Genomic DNA, 21,009 nt, shown 5'->3' on the forward strand with positions numbered 1-21,009 from the left:
TAAAAGAAGTATATCGTAAAACCAATTAACAGCTACACCGATACACATAAAATGAATACAGCAATTAACATTCTCAGCAATATAAGCTCATAGATGTATTCATCTCATTTTCCCCACAAAACTGGAACTTCGCAGAAAACCTGTATCTCCAGCGTACAAAGTTCCAAACTATCCCAAACAAAGCGTTGCTAATACCAACGCTTCTCCTTTTTGCCATATAACTTGTGAGAAAAATCCTGTCCAAAAATAAAGAAAAGAGAAACTACAGAGACCAACCCGCCTCATATACCCGTTCGTTTTTGAATATAAGCTGCTTTTCGTTTAAATTTTCTTCTTTTTTAACAGATATACACTCCACTTCCTCGCCTATTTTTAGGTTAAAATCCTAAAATTATCGCGCCTTGTATTTTGTATAGCTATAAAAAGACAAAGGAAATTTATTCATGACATGCTGTGCCATAAAACTTCATTCCTTAACGTCACACAAAGTATGCTCTACCTAACGAATAAAGCATTTTCTGAAATAGTAGCAGCGAAGAATGATAAACTTTTCCCATCCATGTTTCGCATCATAAACACTTCATCCAAGTGGAACGCCTCACAACAAACACGCCCACTGCAAAGATTAGTTCTTAATCGCGTGAGAGAGCAACAACAGGATCAAGTCGTGAAGCTTGCCGCGCTGGCGAAAAGCCAAAACATATTCCAATAAGGGTTGAAAAAGTAAGAGACAGAATAATCGAATCATATGTATAAATCAAATAGATAGGTGCCTTAAACAGAAGAAACAAGCCACCGATAGAAAGCCCAAACAAGATTCCCAAACCACCACCAATCACACAAACCAAAACCGCTTCAATTAAAAATTGCTGCAAAATATCACTCTGACGCGCTCCAACTGCCATACGCACCCCAATTTCATTGATCCGCTCAGAAACAGTAACCAGCATAATATTCATCACCCCAATACCGCCAACAATCAGTGAAATAGCTGCAATTGAAGACACTAAAAGCGTTAAAATATTTGTACTCTCCATGACACGATCACGAAATAGCTGAGAATTTCTAATGAAAAAATCCTCCTTACCATGGCGCATAATAAGAAAACGCTTTACCATGGTCTCCGCCAAATGTGAATCAATATCATCAGCAATCTTAACTGTAATCTCACGAACCTGCGTAGTTCCAAGAAAACGCGTTTGCACGGTTGTATAGGGCAAATAAACTTGCAACGTATTTGACACACCTCCATTATGTTGTGGATCTACCACACCAACAATACGCGCAGGAATCTTCCCCACATGCACCACTTTCCCAAGGGGGCTCTCATGACTATGGGGAAAAAGAACAGAAATTGCGTCTTTTTCGATCACCAAATCAACCGTTCGGTTATGCACACTTTTTTGATCAAACAACCTCCCTTGAACAGCGCTGAGTCCGTGTGTCTGAAAGAACTGTTCTCCCACCCCCGCAATCACAGCATTAACCTCAATTGCACCAAAACGCACCTTCGAGCTTGCTGAAATCTGAGGTGTTACACCAGAAACATAATACAACCCAGACAAGGCTTCCGCATCAGCCTCAACAAGACTTGTTATTTTCTCTGCTTGTGGATCAGAAAAACTTTTGCCCGGAAAAATTGTCAATGTATTAGACCCTAAACTATTAAAATTCTCTATAATTTTTTCTCGTGTGCCATTTCCCAAAGCCACCATAGCAATAATCGCCCCAATACCGATAATCACTCCAAGCATTGTTAAAAAGGTTCGCATTCGATGTGCATGCATTGCCAAAAAAGCCATAACAAATGCCTCACGAAACCGCTCAACAAAAGACAAAAAAGAGCCAAGATGTTGTTTTTCATAAAAAGACTGACTATCCGTTTTTATTTTTTCCCCCGCTGCTCTTTTTTTCGCAACCTTTGTCATACTGTCAGCAATAATTTCTCCATCACTGATTTCAATAATACGCTCTGCTCTTTTTGCCACCTGCATATCGTGGGTTACAATGATAATAGTACGACCTTCTTGATGAAGCTCGTCCAAAATACGCAACACTTCCTGTCCACTCTGTTTATCCAGTGCACCGGTTGGCTCATCAGCAAGAATAACCTCTGCATTATTCATGAGAGCACGAGCAATAGACACGCGTTGTTGCTGACCACCGGAAAGTTGATTTGGACGATGATTCAACCGATCACCCATACCCAAGCGCGTTAAAAGATCTTGTGCACGCTTTTTCCTTGCTTTCACAGCACATCCTGCATAAACAGCTGGAATTTCAACATTCCCAAGAGCTGTTAATTCATTCAACAAATGATAACGCTGGAAAATAAAACCAAAATGATTTCGCCGCAAAGCCGACAATTCATCAGCTGAAAGAGAAGCTGTTTCTTTCCCTGCAATCCAATAATGACCAGAAGTTGCTCGATCAATACAGCCTAAGATATTCATCAATGTGGATTTTCCGGAACCAGAAGCTCCCACAATCGCTACCATTTCACCGCGCTTAATGGTGAGATTGATGCCCTTCAAAACAGTAACAAATGTTTCACCCGCCGGAAATTTGCGTACAACATTTTCCAACACGAAGACAGCATCTGCTCGGTTTGTGTTCATGATTTAAATCTCGTCTTCACTATGCACATCAGAAGACTCTGGCATCACTCCATCAAGCGAGCCGGTAATAACGACATCGCCCTCATTAAGTCCTGAAACAATCTCTGCCATCACCTTGTTATTCAATCCAACGCTTACCTGTTTGGCAACTACCTTGTTCCCCCCCTTCAAAACAAAAACCCATGCCTTATGCTCTTTTGTCTCATCGCGTAAGGCATCACTTGGAACCAACAAGACATTTTGAGCGCGTCCTAAGATAATATGAACTTGAGCAGTCATATAGGTTCGCAAAAAATTATCCGCATTATCAACATGTAAAATTCCGTTATAATAAATGGCTGATGAAATTAAAGCACTAGACCCACCCACCATGCTAGGGTTAATACTCACATCAGAACGAATTGCTTCGGGAGCAGGCTCTATCTTTTCCAAAACGCCCTCATAACGACGCTCTGAATTCCCTAAAACTGTAAAATAAAGTTGTTGTCCAGCCTGAACTTTAAGAACATCAGCTTCGGAGATTTGCGCCTTAATCGTCATCTTTGATAAATCACCCAAAATAAGAATTGTTGGCGCCGACTGAACCGCATTCACATTCTGCCCTTCTTCCACAATTGTTGCCAAAACCGTTCCTGCTGAAGGGGCAGTGATGCGTGTATACCCTAAATTGACCTCTGCACTGTCCACATCAATTTGTGCTTGCACAATCTGCTGTTTAAGTTGGGCAATTTGCGCCTCACGTATTTTTACTTGTGTCGCAGTGTCATCGAGATTGGCCCGTGAAATCGCACGTGACTCAATCATTTTTTTCTGCCGCGCTAAATTTTTCTGCGCAAGAGAAAGATAGGCTTCTTGTTCTACCAAACTTGCATAATAGTAGGATAATGCTGCTTTTTTTCTTTTTAAATCATTTTCTTGATCTGTAGGATCAATTTCTGCTAAGAGATCGCCTTCTTTTACAACACTCCCAGGGGAAACACGCATTGACACCACACGCCCTGTCGCGCGTGCACCAACAGCAACTAACCGATAAGGACGCACGACACCAGAAGCCAAAACACTTTCTTCGATATCGCCGCGCTTCACCATCGCTGTCATATAAGTTGGGCTAGATGTCCCAAAAACAACAGAACGCAACCATAAAAACAAGAGAAGAAGAAATATAGCGGTTAAAAAGAAGGAACATTTTTTGTATTTTGTAATGAAGTTTTTAAGTAAGCTTTTTTTCATTTTCCTACCTTTGCACGCGAACGAGGTGCACCATCAACAACTTCTGGACGTGATACATCAACAACGCCATCCCAGCCCCCCCCCAATGCTTTCATCAACGCAATATATTGCGTAACCAAAGAAACACGGCTATCTTTGAGTGCCATTTGTGCAGAGTAATAAGAGCGATCAGCATTTAACAATTCAAGAAAACTGGTGTTTCCATTCTCAAAAAGGCTCCGTGAAAGTTTTAAGGAATGCAGAAAAGCCTTATTCGCAACGATTAGCTTTTCTAAGCGCTGATGTTCTTTAGTTAATCTTACCAGCGCATTTTCTACATCTTCTAAAGCTCCCAACACAGCAGCCCGATAAGCAATAAAAGCTTGATCACGCTGTGCACGCGCAACCACAATAGAAGCCTCGACCTGACCTCCATTAAAAAAAGGAAAACGCAGACCCGGTCCAAAAGACCAGCCAATCGTTGAATTCTTCCATAACTGATCAATCGCCGTTGCTGCTGTCGAAATATTACCTGTTAAAGTAAGTGATGGATAGCGATCTGCTTCACGTTGACCAATTCGCGCTGTCGCTTGTGCATATTGACGCTCTGCCCGTCGCAAATCTGGACGTGTTAACAAAATATCAGCTGGAATTCCTGCTGGTATCGGCCAGCGCGGTTGTGGAATTTTTGCATGCTTAGCATTTTTTTGTAAAAGATCCTTCAATGCCGTAGGCACACAACCAGTTAAGACAGAAAGGCGATGAATGCTCATTGCTAAATTCGCTTCCATCTGTGATATATCTGCTTCTGTATTTGCCATTTGCGCTTGCGCATTTGAAACATCGAGCTCAGAAATATCACCAGCTGTTAATCTAGCACGCATCAATTCATAGGTTTTACGTTGTGATACAGCAATCTGGCGCACAATCAACAATTTCTGTTGCCAACCACGCATCTGTACGTAATTTGTTGCCACATCTCCTAACAGTGTCACCATGGTAGCCCGCATATCTTCCACAGCTGCATCAAGACCATAACGCGCGGCTTCAACTGCTCTTTTATGACCACCAAAAAAATCAAGCTCCCAGCTTGCATCAAAACCACTATGATATTGGTTTAACAATGCATCAGACTGTCCAGAACGACTACGGGTTCCTGAAATTGAATTAGACACATCTGGCAAAAGAGTTCCAACAGCCTGTCCTAAGCCCGCACGCGCCTCACGTACCCGAGCTTTGGCAACAGCAACATTATTATTTCCAGAAACCGCATAATCCATTAATGCATCTAGAACAGGATCATTCAAATGACGCCACCATCCAGCAAGCGCAACTGGCTGCCCTACAATCTGTGCAGATTTTTCTCCCCAAACTGCTGGAACACGAAAAGATGTTTTCTGGTAATTAGGACCAACCATACATCCCGATAATATAAAACAACACAGCAAAACACTATAGCGTAATCTATTATAAGCAACCCCTTCGAGATTTTTGATATACATCCAATCTCCTGCATTTTCCCAGAATCAGTAATGTCATTAATATTTTATTTACTTCTTATTTCAAACTTGACGTGAAAAATCAAATACAGTTTGCACTGGAACATGATCTGAAGGTTTTTCCCACCCGCGGGCGTTACGAAAGATCGAAAGATCTACCACAAAAGGTGCTAAATCTTGAGAGGACCAAATGTGATCGAGCCGCCGCCCACGATCAGAAAGTGACCAATCACGCGCACGGTAACTCCACCATGTGTAAAGCTTGATAGGAACAGGAATATGCAACCGCATTAGATCAACCCATCCCCCTTGACAGCATAAAGCTTTTAAACGCTCGGTTTCAACGGGAGTATGGCTCACAACCTTCAACAATTGCTGATGAGACCAAACGTCCTCTGCCAAAGGAGCAATATTTAAATCCCCCACCAAAAGAGAAGAAAGACCATCTCCTCGATCCGCACGAATGGAAGACATTTCTTCTAAAAAATCAAGTTTATGCCGAAATTTTTCATTCACATTAGCGTCAGGCACATCACCGCCAGCAGGAACGTAAAAATTATGAATCCGTATGTTTTTGCTATAAGTTTCAACAATAACTGAAATATAACGACAGTCTTCCTTTTGACAAAAAGAATGCTTTTCAATGCTCTTAAAAGGCAAACGTGAAACAATTGCCACACCGTTGTAAGATTTTTGTCCACTCAATGCGAGATACTTATAACCTGCAGCTTCAAAAGCTTCAACGGGGAATAAAGCATCTGGACATTTTGTCTCCTGTAGACACAAAACATCTATAGAAAAGAGTTCCAAATACTGGAAAACCTGTGCAAGACGCAAACGAATAGAGTTAATATTCCAAGTTGCAATACGAAAGAACATCCATTTCAATCCCAATGACAAAACACCGCACTATTTCTTCGAAGGGAGTGTGAACATCCCATCAGCAAACTTAACGCCCGTACGCACATTGATGATTTGAACCGTGGTTTCCAAATTCTGTTGATCAACAATTGTCCATTGACGTAAGATATTGCTTTTAGAGTCAAAAACCATTCTTATTTTCCCTGCTCCAATGCTTTTATCACGCAGAACAATTGTCGCCGCCCCAGGATCTTCACGAAATTCCAATAACCGCCCCGAAGATACATCAATTTTATCATCTAACAGAAACTTCATCGGCGTTTGAAAAAGCTGTGAAAAATTCCAGGTATTCAGCGCGCGATTATTAATACCCACAAATTGACCATCTGCAACGATCTGTAACGGTATTTTTTTGTAAATGAAGCGAATTTTCCCTGGTCGCTCTAAATAAAATGTCCCCTGAGACATTTTTCCCTTTGGGCTAAACTGAATAAAATCACCCGTCATTGTTTTAATTGCCGCAAAGCGATTAGCAATATCCTGCGCCCGTGCCACTTTATTGGATGTCTGTGCAAAAGCAGAAAAAGTTAGGCAACAAAAGACAATGACTCCGGTAAACTCAAAGATTCTTCTTTGTGATATAAAAAATATTTTCATAGAAAATGCTCCCAAAAAATACATATTTATCTTATTATTAAGTAACAAATGCTGAATAAATGCCCTTCTTTACAAAAGAAAAATATTATTTGAAAATAACTATCAAGAGATTTTTATTTCAAAATTATTCTTCTTCTGCAGATACCAAAATTTCTCGTTTTCCCGCATGATTTGCTGGGCTAATAATACCTTCCTCTTCCATACGCTCAATTAGTGAAGCGGCACGGTTATAACCAATACCTAAACGGCGTTGGATGTAAGAAGTCGAAGCCTTACGATCACGAAGCACAACAGCAACAGCTTGCCTATAAGGATCATCTACTGGAAGCGCTGCGAAGGAAACATCTTGCGTATTTTCCGCAATCTCTTGCGTAATAGTTTCCAAATAATTAGGGATCCCTTGTGCTTTGAGGTGCGCTACAACTTGCTCCACTTCATCATCAGCCACAAAAGGCCCATGAACGCGCTGGATACGCCCACCTCCCATCATGAAAAGCATATCTCCTTGTCCCAACAATTGTTCGGCACCCTGTTCACTAAGAATTGTTCGGCTATCAATTTTTGAACTCACAGAAAAAGAAATGCGTGTGGGGAAATTGGCTTTAATCGTTCCAGTAATCACATCCACTGAAGGACGCTGGGTTGCCATAATCACATGGATACCGGCAGCACGCGCCATTTGTGCTAAACGTTGAACCGCACCTTCAATGTCTTTACCAGCAACCATCATCAAATCGGCCATTTCATCAATAATGACAACAATATATGGCATAGGACTAAAATCGAGTTTTTCCGTTTCATAAAGAGGCTCACCAGTTTCATGATCAAATCCAACTTGAACTGTCCGCGCTATTGTTTCTCCCTGACTTTCTGCTTCCTTAAGACGCGCATTAAACCCATCAATATTACGCACACCCAGTTTTGACATTTTGCTGTAGCGTTCTTCCATTTCACGAACGGCCCATTTAAGCGCAACCACAGCTTTTTTAGGATCTGTTACCACAGGTGTTAACAAATGGGGAATGCCATCATAAACTGAAAGTTCAAGCATTTTCGGATCCACCATAATGAAACGGCATTGTTCAGATGTCATCCGGTAAAGAAGTGATAAAATCATTGTATTGATGGCAACAGATTTTCCTGACCCTGTTGTACCAGCCACCAAAAGATGCGGCATTTTTGCTAAATCGGCAATAACCGTTTCACCGCCTATTGTTTTACCTAAAGCAAGTCCTAGCTTTGCCTTGCTGTCAATAAATTCTTGTGCCTGCAACATTTCTCGCAAGTAAACCATCTCACGCTTTGTATTAGGCAATTCTATTCCAATCACATTACGTCCTGGAACTACCGCAACGCGCGCTGAAATTGCACGCATCGAGCGCGCAATATCATCTGCCAAACCAATGATACGGGAAGACTTAATGCCCGCAGCCGGTTCAAATTCATACAAGGTTACCACTGGACCAGGACGCGCATCAATAATTTGCCCTTTAACACCAAAATCTAACAAAACCCCCTCCAGTTCCTGAGAATTAGCTTTCAAGGTAGCAGGGGAAAGTTTTGCATCTCTGGCGGTTGGAGGTGGAACCGAAAGATAATCCAAAAGTGGGAGAAGAAAGCTCCCATTTGGAGAAGCTGTTAAGGACTTTAAAACACGGCTTTTCTTGGGAAAAACAGGCACCTTATCTCGATCTCGAGACACCTCACATTTTGTTTTTTCATCAAAGAAAGTTGGCTCAATTCGATCAAAGAGCTTTTCTTGTTTTTTAGATTGATTTTTGAAAGAGAAAAGGCAAAAAAAGCGCGCTTGTAAAAAATAAAAAAGATGTAAAACAGCTCCAAAAGCTGTTGTAAAAAAGCCGTGCTGTACTTCATCTGCAACAGATTCTGTCTCTTCTGATACATCCAAAATTTGATCCATGATTTCATTCTTCCGGACGTTTTTCACTTTTCTTTTATTTTTCTGGCGCCGCCATACAACATTACCCGCAAAAGCAGCTATTAGAAAACCTAAAACGATAAGAGCAATGCCCAACAGTACATTCTGAAAAGAAGAACGCGGGATAGGGAAAATTAAAGAAGCAGCACTTAAAACTTTATCTCCTAAAACCCCTCCCAACCCCATAGGTAATGGCCAATACGTAAAAGAGACAACAGGAGCCATAAGAGCAAAAGAAATTAAAAAACAAACCGTTGAGACCATCCACAAAAAAAAGCGAAAAATCAAATTGTGGATATCTTTTTGTGCTAGCAAAAGAAATGACCAAAACAGTGGCGGTAACAGAATACCAAGACTTGCCAAACCAAAAAACTGCATGACAAAATCTGCAAAAACTGCTCCTGGCCACCCCATAAAATTTGTAATCTTGTTTGTACTTGCATGGGTTAAAGATGGATCTGCAACATTCCAAGTTGCCAAAGCGAAAACGCAAAAAACAATGAAGCCTAAAAGCCCAAGCCCAATGAAAACACCAATTTGGCGCAAAAACATTTCAATGAGCCGCAAACTATAAGATTTTTGCACTTCTAATGAATTATAAGGGGAAGAGCTTTGGTGCATCCATTAATTCCAAATACAAAATATTCATGTTAAAAGGTTATAAAATTATGTCCGCAAAATATTAATACAGTTTTAACCATCATAACTATAACAATTCCCTACCCTATATGGTCATAAAACATTACCCTTCAAAATGGTGATACTAAGACGCTTTCATGCATCATTAAAATAGAATACTATCACTGTTTGATTTCAGTTTTCTTTTACATCAACTAAGTATAAAAGTGTAAGGTTAAACAGAATATTCAAAATAAGATTTGCTTAGTGAAACTGTGAAGTAAATTACATGAATGGTTATCAGAAAGAGTAAACTAAAAGTCTCCTTGTTTCACAGATCCGTGCAAGTCAAAGAATATAGTTCTGTAGAGCAAGAAGGAAGCCAGAATATTATGAAAAGATAATGTTAAAGAAAAATATTCTGTTTAAAAACAAACAAACTACAAACAATGGAATGAAATACTGTGTATTCTGATCTCAATAAGCGCAAAAAAACCAATAAAAATATAAAACAATGCGATATTCTCATTGCTGGAGGGGCAGCTGTCGGTTTAACTCTGGCAATAGCACTCAAGCAATCAGCTCCTGAACTGCAAATTAATATCGTTGATGCTGCGCCTCAAGAAGGACTCCCCACTTCCAATATACAAACCATTGCCCTTTCTGCTGCTTCTATTCGTATGTTAAAACAATTGCAATGTTGGGAACATATAAAACCCTATGCCCAACCTATTTATTCTATGATCATCACGGATTCACACACAAATGATCCAGTAAAACCGGTTCTTTTAACCTTTGAAGGAAATGTTGCACCTAATGAATTTTTTGCTGCTATGGTGGAACAAAGAGAGCTCATCCACGCTTTAAAAAAGCGTATAAAGGAGCTCGATATCACCATCATTGCAAACATGCGTGTCATTGATTTTCATCAAGAAGACCAGCATACAGCTGTCACTTTAAGCAATAAAGATATTTGGCAAACGAAATTGCTTATTGCAGCCGACGGAGAACGTTCAAAATTACGCGAAAAAGCAGGCCTAAAGCGCTTTTCTCATCCCTATAAACAAACAGCAATTGTCTGCACGATTGAACATGAAAAACCTCATCATGGACAAGCAACTCAACATTTCTTACCTTCTGGACCTTTCGCTCTTCTCCCTCTCAAAGGCAATCGATCTGCTATTGTATGGAATGAACACCATAAAATTGCGCAATATTACCTCAAAGCTGATGTCCTTATTTTTGAAACAGAACTCGAAAAACGCATTGGTCATCGATTTGGAAAAATCTCTTGGAATGGTAAACGTCAAGCTTTTCCCCTGAATCTTTCTTTAACACGTCACTGTGTCAAATCTCGTTTTGCCCTTGTTGGTGATGCTGCCCACACAATCCATCCCATTGCAGGACAAGGGCTCAATTTAGGACTACGTGATAGCGCTGCACTCGCTGAAGTTATTATCGAAACGGCACGTTTGGGTCTTGATATCGGATCCCTTATAGCTCTGGAACGCTACCAAAGCTGGAGACGTTTTGAAACTGTGCGTATGGCTTTAAGCAATGACTGGCTCAATAGACTTTTTTCTAATGACAACCTCTTCTTACGAATGCTTCGTGATACTGGTCTTGGAATTGTCAATCAGGCACCAAAATTAAAAAAATACTTCATTCAGGAAGCTTCCGGAATCACTCCTCATGCTCCACGTCTGCTACACGGACTGCCAATTTAATAAAATGAATTAAAATCGTATTTTTCCACTTTTTACAATTCATGGATAAGATTCTTATTTTATCAAAATGAGCCTTTTGCTTATTTTAAAATATCAAGATTTTAGGGAAAACTATTATGACATGCAATAAAACCGCCAACACCCTATATCATCATATCACGTAACAACCCATATACTGAAACCTACCATCTCCCACACAAAAAAAGAGAAAGAAGTTAGAAACTGCTCCACCTTTTTATTTTCAATACGCCCTTTAAATTTTATAGGCAATAAAACTGGATAACGGACACTTTAAATATACCAAAAATCATATTAATATTGATATTGACCATAAAAAATTTATTTTCTAAGACACTTCCTCATCAAAATCATACAAACTAATAAAAAGATAAAATTCGATGCCTAATGTAGGTAATTTTAAACGAAAAAACTGAACCTAAATTCATAAAAACCTCAGACCAATGATGAAGTAGTATTTCAAAAACATAAGGACATGGGTCTGAATATATTTATTTACAACAACAATTTATCAATTTTATAATATAGAGCTAGTCCCTCAAACACAGTAGAGTTCGTCTATTTCAATCATTTTATGATAATTCAATAAGAACAATTTGCTTGCACCTTAAGAGGAGGCAACATACAAACAAAATTATTCAAGATAAAGAGTAAAATTACTTCATACGTCATATTAATACAGGTGCATATACAATATTTTAGCAAGAAAATAGAATAACATTACCAGATATTATGGTGATATACTATTTATGCGTAAGTAGATTTGTGTTCTTTTTATGACTTTATTTAATCAATATTTGATCACTCAGCATTTTAATATAGCAGCCTTTAATACACAAAATGACTCGAAAGAATACGATTTTTAAGTTCATATCTTTTGCTATTTTTTTGACCTCACAAGGATTGCATATGTATTAAGTTACTTCCAACTCCTCAAGAGTATAACCATTCTTCAACCATTCTTTAATCCATTTGGGTCTACGCCCACGCCCATTCCACAATTCCCATTGGTTATTGGGATTTCTATAATGACGCTCTTTGCTCACAAGATCAGCTATATCAATTCCATGCGCACTTGCAATTTCAAGAATTTTCCGCCGTGCATTTTGCTTCTCTTTTGCTTGCCGCTTTTTTAGTTCTACATCGATTTGTGCACGCATCTCTTGTAATTCATCAAAATTCATATTTTTGAGATCATTCACCTTAATTACTCCCCTTGCAAAAAAAGAATCATGCTTTGCCATACTTTAAACACAATTATATACAAATTTTATCTATTTATTATCGAAATTAAAATTATGACGAATATATCACTTTGCTGGAGATGTGCTTTGAACCACGAAGAATTATTTATTTGTGTCTCAGTTATCACAGTCGTATCGTTTTTCAATTTGATCGTTGGAGTTGGTGATTGGAATGTAAAAAACACCCACTCCTCTGAATCTCATGAAACAGCGGTCAGCAATAAATGTAAATCGTCGCTTTATAAACTATGGCGATACGTGATAAAGAGCAAGTCTTCTCCATATAGTGACAGTGTGTTTCATTTTAACAGTAAGAAGTATTTTCTTATACAACGAATTTTTTCTTCATCTCTCTATTCTCCTAAAAGGTTTAGGCAATCAGAAAATTACCCAAGACAGTTGGACTCTGTTGCTGCTCCGCAACGGCTCTCAGTTGAGAGTAATTTCCCTTTTTGCAAACATAATGACTATAATATTGATTGTGGTTTAATTCCACATATTTATCCAATTAATCCATTGTTAGCATATGTTAAAAGTCGGATCTATGATTGCAAAAAATATTCTAAGCTAAGAGATTTCATTTTGCAAATCTACAAAGACATAACATGGAAAAAATCAGAAAAACCACGCGGTATTAACACCTACATCAACAGTATTTTTCATCATTGGATGTATTGCTTATGACTATTCAAAATTTCATGATGTTTGTTGCTCTATGTGCATGTATCGTACATCTTATGTCGTTTTTAACTGTTATAGTGCAAAGAACACAGAATAATAACTACGCAACAGATGTTCATGATAGTGGTGAATTATCATATCAAGCGTCTACGTTTAAAGAAGCAAGCATAATAATTGATCAGTTTAAGTCAAATAGACATAATTTTGTCTCAAACTTAAGACAAATTGATGTCGAAAATTTGGAACGGTTTGGTGTCTTTTTCTCTAATGTATTTGATCTTTGTAAAAATATTGAAGTTGTAAGAGCTGCTTTAATACGCTGTTACAATCAAATAGTGTCGAGATATAGATCTGAACGAGCTGATTTGCAAAATGCGTTAGGTTTTTATAACGCGAGAAATTTTAAAGGTGATTTTACGAATACTTATGTGCAGAAGATTGCTTCACATGCCCGAGTGGAAAGTCCTATGCTTTTAGATGAAAAATCTCAAGGACCTGTAAAACTTCATGCGGAAAGATCAAAACAAGAAATTGATACGGGGTCTCTTTCCGTCACTTCGGAAGAATTAGTGGATGTGTTTATGCATAAAGCAGGTGGTGTTCATGATGCTTTCGCAGCAGAAGACACTTCTTCATTGGGGAAAAAACAGGAATAGTGCTTACCGTATTTACGGATTAGAACTATGATTTTGATCGGATACAAGAATGAAAGGTAGATAAAGAAGTGTTAAAGCTCTAATTAGTATAAGGTTGAATGATTTTTTCTAATTAAGGGCGAAAACAATGAAAATGATAGAACAAAATAGTGTCGATATGGCATTTAACCAAAAGGCAGCACGCGAAATTACGATTGTGATGTGTTCAGAAAGAAAATGGTACTTTACGTTTGTTGCAGATGACCCAATAACAGGAATCCCCAGTAAATATGCGATTCTTACGCAAAGAGGAAAACTGAGAACTTGGGCTGATCCAAAATATCTATTTAAATTTCTTCATGAAAGAGGAGTTGTTTATGGCAGTTTTAAACTTAATCAGGACGAAAAGCATGAAACAATCAAATATTCTTCTAACAGCAGTTAATAATAAGATCGTTAAAACTGTTGTAGCTATAACTATGTTTTTTATGGCTCATCCTTTATGTGCTCAAGCACAGAATTTAAATAAGGTGAAAGATATTTTAACAACGTTCAAGACCGAGTTGGGTGCAATTATTCCTATTGCTGCTGCTGTAATCCTTTTGTGCTTAGCAATTGGTTACGCAGGGCGTTATATTGAAAAAGATACTTTTGTGCGGTGGGCAATCGGTGTTGTCATTGCGGGATCAGCAGCTGAAATTGCCAATATGTTATTTACGAAATGAGAATGAACCATAAAAAGAACCTGAGTTTTGGTGTTTTTACATATATCAATGAAGATTTTGTTTTCATCGAGAAAAGAAGGTTATTTATGTTAATTATAATCTGAATTGGGGTAGATAATATGAAACAATTAAATACTTTTAAAGCAATGATTAGTGGTAGATTCATAGGAACTGTCGCAATAGCAGCTGTGTTTTTTATGACTCATCCTTTGTGTGCTCAAGCAGAAAAATTAGACAAAGTAAAAGGTATTCTAAAAAAATTCAAGGATGAATTGGACGTTATCATTCCTATTGCTGCTGCTGTAATCCTTTTATGCTTAGCAATTGGTTACGCAGGGCGTTATATTGAAAAAGATACTTTTGTGCGGTGGGCAATCGGCGTTGTCATTGCAGGATCTGCAGTTGAAATTGCCAACACATTGTTCAAAACATGAGTATGAATCGTGAAATGTCCTTATTTTTTGAAGGGATCTTTAAATTTCAGCAATTGTATAGACACCCGTATATATCAATAAGGATTTTATTTATATCGAAAAAAGGAGAACAATTGGTATAAACTGTGATCTGGATTAAAGTAAGCAATATGAAAAAAGGAAATATTCTTCAAATAGTAGTTAATAATGCAATCATCCCAATTGCCGCAATGATGAATGTGTTTTTATCATCTCCTGTGTATGCACAAGCACAGGGTTTGAGAAATGCAAAAAATGTTTTAGAGACTTTTAAAGATCAATTAATGACAATTATTCCTATTGCTGCTGCTATAATCCTGTTGTGCTTAGCAATTGGTTACGCAGGGCGTTATATTGAAAAAGATACTTTTGTGCGGTGGGCAATCGGTGTTGTCATTGCAGGATCTGCAATCGAAATTGCTAATTTATTGTTTAAAGGTAACTGAGAATGAGGTGTAGAACTATTTAGCATAGAGTGTTTTTGAGCGAAAAGAGGCCTTTGTTTTATTAATTTAACTGATCAGCAGAGGTGTTTCTTTACTTCTACAGGAAAAACCGTTTGTGCTGGTTAAATCTAATGAGATTACGCAATGTGGAACGATTAAGTAATTTCCAATTACAGAATAACGATGGGGACAATATAATTGTTGCAGTTGTTGTTATGTTTTTTATGATTACTCCTCTATATGCTCCAAAAATCTCAGAAGACGCCAAAGAAATATTAGATGCTCTGCAAATAGAAATTTCTGTAATCATCTCTCTTGCTGCTGCTGTAATGTTTTTTGGCTTAGTAATTGGTTGCGCATGGCGCTTTATCAGATAGAAATATGATACGATGGGCAATTCCATGCTGTCATTGCAGAATCTGCAGTTTATTTCAATAGTATGTTGTTTAATTCTAATTGTTACTTATGGCAAAGAATAGATATACAAAATGATTTTAAATGTAATGTTTTTCATAGCGTCCTATTGTAGGCATGCCAATGGTAATTTTCGTTTATGCTGCAAATGAATGGGTATCATTTATGACAGCTTCAACCATGATGAGAATAAGAATATGAAATGCTCCAATACTCTTCAGACAAAAGTTAGCGGAAAAATCAGGATTGTTTTGGCAATTTTTATTATGTTTTTAATGATTCAACCTGCATATGCCCAAGAAAAAATGAATAAGATAGATATGCTTATAGGTTTGCAGTATGGGCTCAGTATGCTTATTCCTATTGCTGGTGCTGTTATTCTTTTATTTTTACTGCTCATTTATGCATTTAGCCTCATCACAAAAGCCACATTCTTACGATGGGCGTTTAGTGTTATCATAGCCAGTGCAGCATTTTATATCAGCAGGATATTGTTTTACATCACTTAATTGGAGTTCATAATGAAACCACAAAAACATAAAACGTTTCCCTTATTTAAAGGAGCGACTCGCGTTCCGACAATTTGGGGTGTTCCAATGATGCCACTCATAATTATGGTTGTAAGTGTGGCTGCCGTTGCTATGACGGTAAATATCTTTTTGTGGATAATTGCACCACCACTCTGGTTCATTATGGCGCAAATTACCAAGAATGATGATAAAGCATTTCGGATTTGGTGGTTGTGGGTCGATAGCAAATTCCGCAATCGTAACAAGAGCTTTTGGGGTGCATCAAGTTACAGCCCCTCTAACTACCGTAAAAGGAGATAAGTATGACGGCTGTTGAAAGCAATAAGCGTCTTATGTCAGAGACGCCAGTAGGCCTGTTTATACCCTATTCACACCATATTACAGATACAATTATTTCTACTAAAAACGCAGAATATTTGTCCGTTTGGAAAATTGATGGACGTTCACATCAAAGTGCTTCGGAAGAAGATATTTTTCAGTGGACTAAGGAGCTAAACAACACTCTACGTGGTATTGCATCAGCTAATTTATCATTGTGGACACATATTGTGCGCCGCCGTGTTTATGAATATCCTACCTCAACATTTGATAAAACGTTTTGCCACCAACTTGATGAGAAATACCGGCAAAGCTTTATTGGTTATAATCTGATGATTAATGATCTTTATTTGACCATCGTTTTTCAGCCGGTAGCCGATAAGATTATGTCATTTTTTTCTCAACATGAACGTGAAACGCTCGATCAAAAGAAAATGCGGCAGGAATCGTGCATTAAAGCCCTCAATGACATCAATCGTACTTTAGGTCAATCGTTAAAACACTACGGCGCAGAGCTTCTTGGTATCTATGAAAAAAATGGTTATATTTATTCTTCTGCACTTGAATTTCTTAGCACGCTTATCAATGGTGAATACCATCCTATGCCGATCTGCCACGATCGTTTTGCTGATTATATGTCTGTTAATCGGCCTTTTTTTTCAAAGTGGGGAGCATTTGGTGAACTTCGTACAACCAGCGGAATACGTCGATTCGGAATGATAGAAATTAAAGAATACGACGTAGTAACAAAGCCAGGTCAATTCAATGCTTTGCTAGAAAGTGATTTTGAGTTCATCTTGACACAAAGTTTTTCAGTGCTCTCGCGACATGCAGCTAAAGATTATTTGCAGCGGCATCAGCGTAATCTCATCGATGCCCGCGATGTAGCCACCAGTCAAATTGAGCAAATTGACGAAGCACTAAACCAGCTCGTAAGTGGACATTTTGTCATGGGAGAACATCATTGTACATTAACCATCTATGGTGATACAATTCAACAAGTTCGTGAACATATGGCAAAAGCAAGTGCAACACTTCTAGATGTTGCAGTATTACCTAAACCCGTAGATTTAGCTATAGAAGCTGGTTATTGGGCACAACTTCCCGGAAATTGGAAATGGCGGCCGCGCCCCGCACCGATCACATCATTGAATTTTTTATCATTTTCGTCCTTTCATAATTTTATGTCAGGTAAGCCGAGTGAGAATCCGTGGGGGCCAGCGGTTACAATTCTTAAAACAACGAGTAAAACGCCGCTTTATTTCAATTTTCATGCCTCTAAGCTTGAAGAAGATGCAACAGATAAGCGCTTACTTGGAAATACTGCACTCATCGGACAATCTGGTTCTGGTAAAACTGTACTGCTCAGTTTTTTGTTAGCACAAGCGCAAAAATTTAAACCAACAACTGTTGTTTTTGATAAAGACCGTGGCATGGAAGTTGCCATTCGGGCAATGGGTGGTCAATACCTGTCATTTAAAGCTGGCAAACCAAGTGGTTTCAACCCATTTCAACTTCCTCCCACACAAGATAACCTGATTTTTCTAAAGCAATTTGTTAAAAAATTGGCAGAAGCTGGTGGCAAAGTTACACACCACGACGAAGAGGAAATTAATAAAGCTGTCATGTCTGTCATGAGCAGCAATATTGACAAATCATTACGCCGCTTGTCTTTTTTGGTGCAATTTTTGCCAAATCCGCATTTAGGTAGTCATGATGCACACCCTTCTGTTCATGCTCGTTTGATAAAATGGTGCGAAGGAGGTGATTATGGATGGTTATTTGATAACCCCAATGATGAACTTGATCTCTCAACACATCAAATTTACGGCTTTGATATTACCGAATTCTTAGATAACCCAGAAGCTCGTACCCCTGTTATGATGTATTTACTTTACCGCACAGAAGGAATGATTAGCGGACAGCGGTTTATGTATATTTTTGATGAGTTCTGGAAACCTTTGCAAGATCCCTACTTTGAAGATTTAGCAAAGAATAAACAGAAAACTATCCGTAAACAAAATGGTATTTTCGTTTACGCTACACAAGAACCCAGCGACGCTTTAGAAAGCAATATAGCCAAAACTCTCATTCAGCAATGTGCGACTTATATTTTTCTAGCCAATCCTAAAGCGCACTACGAAGATTATATAGAAGGTTTCAAGCTGACAGATACTGAATTTGAATTAATTAAAGGACTTGGTGAGTTTAGCCATCAGTTTCTCATCAAGCAAGGTGATCAATCTGCACTCGCAGAGCTAAATCTCGGAAAATTCTATCTAACAATCAATGGAGAAACTGTAGAGCGCGACTTTAGTGATGAACTTTTGGTGTTGTCAGGCACACCTGACAACGCGGAATTAGCTGAAAGCATTATCGCCGAAGTAGGCGATGATCCGGCAGTGTGGTTACCAATTTTTCTACAACATGTAAAAACAAACAGGAGGGAAGTATGAAAAAAGTAACTATTGCAATGGCATTAGTAATAACTCTAGGGACAACGAACTTAGTAAAAGCTTGGATATGGGGAGCGGGAGCTGCAGATTTAAATGCAACAGTTCCAACAGATTGGCCTAAATTATCTTTTGGATCATCTAAAAAGCCTCCCAAAAAACCTTCTACACCACAGCATTATGTAGAGCTTATCAATTTAATAAAACAACAACTTGAAATGAATAAAAAGCAACTCGCGAAAGCGGAAGAAACCTATAAATCTATAACAGGAAATCGGAAATCTGATACTAGGAATGTGGATTATCATGATTTTTTTCTAAAAAATCCAAAATCGATCTATAATAAAGAAAAACATTCAGAAATATTGGCAGCACTCACAGACATGCAGAAAAAAGAAAATCTGATCGGATCTGCCAGTAATGTACGTAAATCTATTGAAGAACGTATTTTATATACAACAGCTGTGAACAAGAATATAAGTTCAAAGGCTTTTGACAATACAGAAGCTCGTTTGAATCATATTTTATCATTGTTAAGTAAAATCGATAAAACAAATGATTTAAAAAGCACTTCCGACCTGCATGTTCGTATAAAAAGCATATTAGCTATGATCCAAAATGAAGCAGTAAACCTGCAAATGATCGCGCATTTACGTAGCACTGAACAAGAACTTATCAAACAACAGAAAGACAGGCACAGTATTCGAATTTTGAATAGCAAAAATACGGACATGCCCTCTATAAGGTTTATCAGATGAGGCTTTTTTATAATAATATTTTAATATTATTTTTCTTTTCGGCTCGTAAAAACCAAAGGTTAATATGGAATGTTCAATGTTTTTGCATAGTGTGAGAGGGTAATAAAGTTTAACTCTAATTTAAAACAGTTTTAACAGAAAATGCCTAGCAAATTGTATAAAAATGGAAATTTATTGAAAGAAGAATATCATGAGTTTTGGAATGTTCACGCAGCTTTGCGATGTTATCGATAAAGCAACAAAAACATATGTTACGGATATTTCCTCAAAAACAATTGTTGCAATTACACCCTTTGTGTCAATTGGTCTCGCGATTGCTTTCATTACATATGGGTGGCTCATACTTCGTGGAGCAATAGATATGCCAGTTTCTGGATTTCTGAGTCGTTGCCTACGAATAAGCATTGTTACTTCAATAGCCCTGACATCAGGACTTTATCAAAATGAAATCGCAAATTTGATAACAGAAATGCCTTATGATTTTTCAAAAGCGCTGACAAATAATTCACTCAATAATGCTCAATTAATGAATTTACTTGACTCAGCAGCAACCTCAGGATTCCAGTATGCAAGCCGTCTTTTCGAAGAAAGTGTTTTCTTCGACGCTAATGGATATCTTTACAGTCTTTTAGGTGTCCTCATATTGCTTGCAACAAGTTTTGTGCTAGCAATCAGTGGCGGTTTTATTTTGCTGGCAAAAATCGCAATTACACTTCTTGTAGGATTGGGGCCAATCTTTATTATTGCTTTACTCTGGCAGCCAACTTATCGCTTTTTCGAACGGTGGGTAGCTCAAATTTTAAGCTATGTGATTTTCTTTGTGCTTCTAGCCACCGTATTCAATATGATTATAACCATCTTTGCAAACTATTTGAAAGATTTGAAAATCGATTACAGTCAGAATGTTGGTTACATGTTTGGGGGAGCTTTCATTCTTTCCATTATATCCATTATGTTGCTGCTTAAGATATCAGGCATTGCCAATTCCTTAGCAAAAGGCATTACATTTAGACATCTATGGAGATTAGATGCCGCAGGAAGCAATAGTTCCCGTAAAAGCCGTGTAACAAAATAACAAGATAATGAGATTAAAAAGCAAAAAATTATGAATTGTACACTTTACTTTGTATCAAAATTGAAATAATGATAAAAATGTTGTGGTGTTGTACTACTATTATAAAAAATTATCATTAAAATAATCGTTTTT

Annotated in this window: 19 protein-coding genes; 12 read left to right on the plus strand and 7 right to left on the minus strand. The window is 38.0% G+C overall.

The features are described from left to right. Nucleotides 1-632 precede the first annotated feature (632 nt). From V4B17_RS06350 to V4B17_RS06375, 6 genes are all read right to left on the minus strand, one after another. Entirely contained in the window at nt 633-2,618 is a 1,986-nt protein-coding gene (locus V4B17_RS06350; RefSeq protein WP_455479309.1) for a MacB family efflux pump subunit, read from the minus strand. Nucleotides 2,619-2,621: 3 nt separating this feature from the next. Beyond that, nucleotides 2,622-3,848 carry an efflux RND transporter periplasmic adaptor subunit gene (locus V4B17_RS06355; protein WP_455479310.1) on the minus strand — a complete coding sequence of 409 codons (1,227 nt, stop codon included), beginning with the start codon at nt 3,846-3,848 and terminating at the stop codon, nt 2,622-2,624. Continuing rightward, complete coding sequence (locus tag V4B17_RS06360; protein WP_455479311.1) at nt 3,845-5,329, minus strand: efflux transporter outer membrane subunit; 1,485 nt, start codon at nt 5,327-5,329, stop codon at nt 3,845-3,847. The genes V4B17_RS06355 and V4B17_RS06360 overlap by 4 nt, the downstream gene beginning before the upstream one ends. 60 nt (nt 5,330-5,389) lie before the next feature. Beyond that, on the minus strand, nt 5,390-6,205 hold the full coding sequence (locus tag V4B17_RS06365; protein WP_455479312.1) for an exodeoxyribonuclease III: 816 nt from the start codon (nt 6,203-6,205) through the stop codon (nt 5,390-5,392). 30 nt (nt 6,206-6,235) lie between these two features. Beyond that, complete coding sequence (locus V4B17_RS06370; RefSeq protein ID WP_455479313.1) at nt 6,236-6,844, minus strand: LolA family protein; 609 nt, start codon at nt 6,842-6,844, stop codon at nt 6,236-6,238. A gap of 124 nt (nt 6,845-6,968) precedes the next feature. Further along, nucleotides 6,969-9,404 (minus strand): DNA translocase FtsK 4TM domain-containing protein, encoded by a 2,436-nt coding sequence (locus V4B17_RS06375; RefSeq protein ID WP_455479314.1) that lies wholly within the window; start codon nt 9,402-9,404, stop codon nt 6,969-6,971. Nucleotides 9,405-9,865: 461 nt separating this feature from the next. Here V4B17_RS06375 and V4B17_RS06380 point away from each other — a divergent pair, with 461 nt between their 5' ends. Next, a complete protein-coding gene (locus V4B17_RS06380) occupies nt 9,866-11,128 on the plus strand; it encodes a ubiquinone biosynthesis hydroxylase (RefSeq protein ID WP_455479315.1) in 1,263 nt (420 codons plus the stop codon). Between the two features lie 932 nt (nt 11,129-12,060). On the opposite strand, the gene V4B17_RS06385 is transcribed toward V4B17_RS06380, so the two are convergent. Continuing rightward, a complete protein-coding gene (locus tag V4B17_RS06385) occupies nt 12,061-12,348 on the minus strand; it encodes an H-NS histone family protein (protein ID WP_455479316.1) in 288 nt (95 codons plus the stop codon). A gap of 722 nt (nt 12,349-13,070) precedes the next feature. On the opposite strand from V4B17_RS06385, the gene V4B17_RS06390 reads away from it, so the two are divergent. The 11 genes from V4B17_RS06390 to V4B17_RS06440 all read left to right on the plus strand — a co-directional run bounded on the left by V4B17_RS06390 (nt 13,071) and on the right by V4B17_RS06440 (nt 20,877). Next, on the plus strand, nt 13,071-13,727 hold the full coding sequence (locus V4B17_RS06390) for a trwN protein (protein WP_455479317.1): 657 nt from the start codon (nt 13,071-13,073) through the stop codon (nt 13,725-13,727). A 127-nt stretch (nt 13,728-13,854) separates the two neighbouring features. Then, complete coding sequence (gene korA, locus V4B17_RS06395) at nt 13,855-14,151, plus strand: KorA family transcriptional regulator (protein WP_455479318.1); 297 nt, start codon at nt 13,855-13,857, stop codon at nt 14,149-14,151. Beyond that, nucleotides 14,117-14,431, plus strand: coding sequence for a VirB2 family type IV secretion system major pilin TrwL (gene trwL, locus V4B17_RS06400; protein WP_455479319.1), 315 nt, complete (start codon nt 14,117-14,119; stop codon nt 14,429-14,431). Before korA ends, trwL (V4B17_RS06400) begins: the two co-directional genes overlap by 35 nt. A gap of 119 nt (nt 14,432-14,550) precedes the next feature. Further along, nucleotides 14,551-14,865 (plus strand): VirB2 family type IV secretion system major pilin TrwL, encoded by a 315-nt coding sequence (gene trwL, locus V4B17_RS06405; protein ID WP_455479320.1) that lies wholly within the window; start codon nt 14,551-14,553, stop codon nt 14,863-14,865. 149 nt (nt 14,866-15,014) lie between these two features. After that, a complete protein-coding gene (gene trwL, locus V4B17_RS06410; protein WP_455479321.1) occupies nt 15,015-15,329 on the plus strand; it encodes a VirB2 family type IV secretion system major pilin TrwL in 315 nt (104 codons plus the stop codon). Between the two features lie 131 nt (nt 15,330-15,460). After that, nucleotides 15,461-15,706 (plus strand): hypothetical protein, encoded by a 246-nt coding sequence (locus V4B17_RS06415; RefSeq protein ID WP_455479322.1) that lies wholly within the window; start codon nt 15,461-15,463, stop codon nt 15,704-15,706. Nucleotides 15,707-15,940: 234 nt separating this feature from the next. Beyond that, entirely contained in the window at nt 15,941-16,252 is a 312-nt protein-coding gene (locus tag V4B17_RS06420; RefSeq protein WP_455479323.1) for a TrbC/VirB2 family protein, read from the plus strand. A gap of 12 nt (nt 16,253-16,264) precedes the next feature. Further along, the gene (locus tag V4B17_RS06425; protein WP_455479324.1) at nt 16,265-16,573 is read left to right on the plus strand and encodes a type IV secretion system protein VirB3; all 309 of its coding nucleotides are present in this window, start codon (nt 16,265-16,267) and stop codon (nt 16,571-16,573) included. A gap of 2 nt (nt 16,574-16,575) precedes the next feature. Next, nucleotides 16,576-19,047 (plus strand): VirB4 family type IV secretion/conjugal transfer ATPase, encoded by a 2,472-nt coding sequence (locus V4B17_RS06430; protein WP_455479325.1) that lies wholly within the window; start codon nt 16,576-16,578, stop codon nt 19,045-19,047. Continuing rightward, nucleotides 19,044-19,802, plus strand: coding sequence for a type IV secretion system protein (locus V4B17_RS06435; protein ID WP_455479326.1), 759 nt, complete (start codon nt 19,044-19,046; stop codon nt 19,800-19,802). Before V4B17_RS06430 ends, V4B17_RS06435 begins: the two co-directional genes overlap by 4 nt. Nucleotides 19,803-19,992: 190 nt before the next feature. After that, on the plus strand, nt 19,993-20,877 hold the full coding sequence (locus V4B17_RS06440; RefSeq protein WP_455479327.1) for a type IV secretion system protein: 885 nt from the start codon (nt 19,993-19,995) through the stop codon (nt 20,875-20,877). Nucleotides 20,878-21,009: the final 132 nt, after the last annotated feature.

The organism is Bartonella sp. B23 (assembly GCF_053793815.1).